Source organism: Candidatus Gracilibacteria bacterium, assembly GCA_041661045.1.
GTDB lineage: Bacteria > Patescibacteriota > Gracilibacteria > UBA1369 > 2-02-FULL-48-14 > 2-02-FULL-48-14.
Genome location: JBAZVE010000002.1, coordinates 1 through 3187, shown reverse-complemented (window position 1 = coordinate 3187; position 3187 = coordinate 1). Strand labels below are relative to the sequence as shown.

General features: G+C 45.3%; 2 protein-coding genes. Both read right to left on the bottom strand.

Going from position 1 to position 3187, the window contains the following annotated elements; translation table 25 throughout:
• Positions 1-1597, bottom strand: a 1597-nt coding sequence (locus WC777_06400; GenBank protein MFA6024791.1) for a hypothetical protein, incomplete at its 3' end; no start/stop codon positions are given.
• 17 nt (positions 1598-1614) lie between these two features.
• Positions 1615-3024, bottom strand: coding sequence for a hypothetical protein (locus WC777_06395; GenBank protein ID MFA6024790.1), 1410 nt, complete (start codon positions 3022-3024; stop codon positions 1615-1617).
• Positions 3025-3187 lie beyond the last annotated feature (163 nt).

The window sequence follows — 3187 nt, the reverse complement described above, 5'->3', positions numbered from 1 at the left end:
CTACAAAATTCACCTTACTCATATCCACTTGCATTCCAGCCAACTCCATCAACTTCAAACAGCTATTACCATCCAAATCAGACCTTCTCTCGATTGCCCACTGACCGGTTGTTGCATCAAATCTTGTAAAACCATGCACCGCGAAATCATCCCACACTGCCCTGGTCACTTTTTTAAAATTCTCTTCCCGCTCTTCCGGAGTGGCACCATTCAAATCCGCATAGCTAAAGTTCGAAGAAGTTTCTAGTTTACTGACTGTGTGCCAAGCGGCTGCCCGAATGGGATAATCCAGTTCTTCTGAAATTTTTTCTGATATCTTTGTAATATTCGCCCCCAACTCCCCCTCCCTCTTCCTCAAAAGCTCCAGCATGCTATCTCTGGCCGCCACTAATTCGGCCACTTCCTGGGATGCTGGCATTTGAATCGGTTGATTCATGTTTTGTGCTGAAGGGGTTAGGGCTGTTGTAGCGGCAATGGCCACCGCCTGATTTCTTTCTCTTAGCAATTCCAGTATGCCAGCTCTAATTTCAGCCAATTCTAGTCTTTCTTTTTCCAATTCCTTCATGCCTGGAATTTCCTGGATATTATTCGACTCCTCCTGCTTAGTCTTCTCCAGGGGATTCCTGCCAAAAATTGGAATAAATGGTGGAGCATCCATAATATGCTCTGGATCCTCCGCTGGTGGCACACCAAAAATGGTGACTGGATTACTCTTCGGCACCGGTAGCGGATGTTCGCCGTCAATGCCATGCCCTACATGAGTGGCTAAGATGCGCACCTGTTCCACGCCATTTTCGTTTCCGACAGCTTCAGCCACTTCCGCATATCTGCCAAGAAATTCAGCGTGCCCGTTAGTGACTTTGAACAGGGCTTTACCTGCTTCACTATTCGGATCAATAACTGCATTGCCCGAAGCATCAATCGGCACCTCCACTACTTGATTTTGCGTATCTTGGGAAAGGGAAAAAAGCATTTTCAGTTTTCCGGCACCCATAGCCTCATGCGCCTTGATAGCAGCCTGACTATGATAGGAACCGTCATTAACCATTTGCTTCACATTGAAAACATAGTTACCGTGACTATCCACTCCAGTGCCATGATGGCCACCCCAATGCAACTTCAGTTCATTCTTGTCAAAAACCGGCTTAGGCGTGTCGTTGTCATACCACAAGGTACGATGGATTTTGTGATTAGCCAGCTCCTGAGGCGCCACATTTTCCGGGATACCAAAAGTACCGGCATCAATGCCCTGAGCCTCCAGGAGCCTCCTGGACTCTTCTGACAGTCCCCCATTTGGATCGAAAGTGATGTGATCCACGAGAGTTATCGCTCCTCGCATCAGACCAAAAGAGCCATCTGGATTAGGAACCAAATCCGCTCCCGCCGGGATATGGATGCGATGACCGCCTACCAACACCTCATGCATCGCCCCCAACTTGGCTGCTTCCGGAAAATCACCAATAGCCAAGCGTCTCAAATATTCCATGACCGTGTAATGCTGGGCGTTGCCTGTTGGAGCTGATTGTGATTCAAAAAGCCCTTCTTGATGATCTTGAAAAAAAGCTCCGGCCTCTTGAGCAATCGCACCAAGGGACATACCAATAGCCAATGTCTTTACCATGGTTTCGCAACTTCCTTGTGTTTCATTTTTTTAAATAGGACATTCTTTCTTTCCACCCCGTCATTGCCTTCGATAAGTTGAGTTGTTCTCAAGTCTTGGGCTGATTGCAACAATGCATCAAAACTTTTTCCTTGAGGCAAGAAAGCTGGATTAGTTGCAATAATCTTTCGTAATTCCACTTTGGCTTGAGCGCGAGCAATGTCCATGCGCAAACGTTCTGCTCCCACTTTTTTGCCATCAGAAAAACTGATCAAATCGATTTTTTGTTGATCGGAAATTGCTACCCGTGCTTCAATTTCAGCTAAATTAGTCAATACTTGGCTAAATTCTGCCTGAGTGATATTTTTCAATTCGCGCTGGCCATTTCTAGAAGCGTACAAACTATTCTCCAGTAAATCCACCAGAGTATTCGACTCTCTGGTTTCCTGGCGAAACTCTTCCATTTTTTTTCTACGAGGAGCTTGATTAGGGTCAAACTTTTTTCCCTTCGCCATCTCGCGCGCATGTTGCCTCCTTTCCGCCTCTAGCTTTCTGCTCTCTCGCATGCCTGAAAGAATAGTCGCCAAACCAGCAGTTGCGCCAAAAGTTCCCCAAGCAGCTAATTTACTATTCATCATTTTTTTGGAAGCAAAGGTGCCGATAGAATAGGCCATAGCAACCGCCGAAGCAATTGTGGCTTCATTGACAAAGCTGCCCACCTTGGAAGAAGCGAGTTTTTCAGTTATGCGATCCACTGCGCTAAATTGCGCCTCAGTGCGGGCACCCATTTTGGATTTTCCAATCACCACCTCAAAATCGAGATCTAACTCTTCTAATCCTTGACCATGCGCCACCGCCTCTTTGACATTTTTAGCGATTTCCAGTAAATTGTCGGCAAACATACAACCCTTATCGATGGTCTCTTTTTTCACTCCCTTGAGCTGGGAAAAGATCAGGTTTTTTTCTTCTTGAAAACTTTCGTCATTGAGCGTTCCTTGCGCATAATTCTTGATGAGCGCCTTGATGCTGGCTTTAACTTCTTTTTCCGCCTCGCTAGCACCAAGCACTTCTTTTTTTTCTCCGGCTTCCGTATGTATAGTGCCTTCATATTCTGAAGCAAATTGATCCACAATCGCACCCATCGCTTCTTTGTGAGCCGTGCCATCAGCATCCTCATCCACATAGATATTATCACTCGCTAGCACCCCTTGTCTGACTTTGTGAATTTCTTTGTTGCGGTAGTAGGCTTCTGCTAGACCATATTTCCAAATTTTTTTGAAAAAACCTTTCACGCCTCTGAGCTCATCTTTTGAAACTGTTAGATTAGCATCCGCAATGTCGCGCACTTCATTCTCCATTCCTTCGGAAGTATCAACAATGACAATTTTCTTTTTCTCCGGACCGTTTGAAACAATATTTTCCATTTTTTTATGATTAAGCGCTTAGGTATGTTTCGCGAAAGTTGATTAGCTCCTGAGCGATGATTTGATCCAAGTCATAGATATTGCGACGACAAAAATCCTGGATTTCCTCAGGCGAGGATTGATCCAACAGTTTCTCAAAATATTCTAATTTACTCGTGGGAAC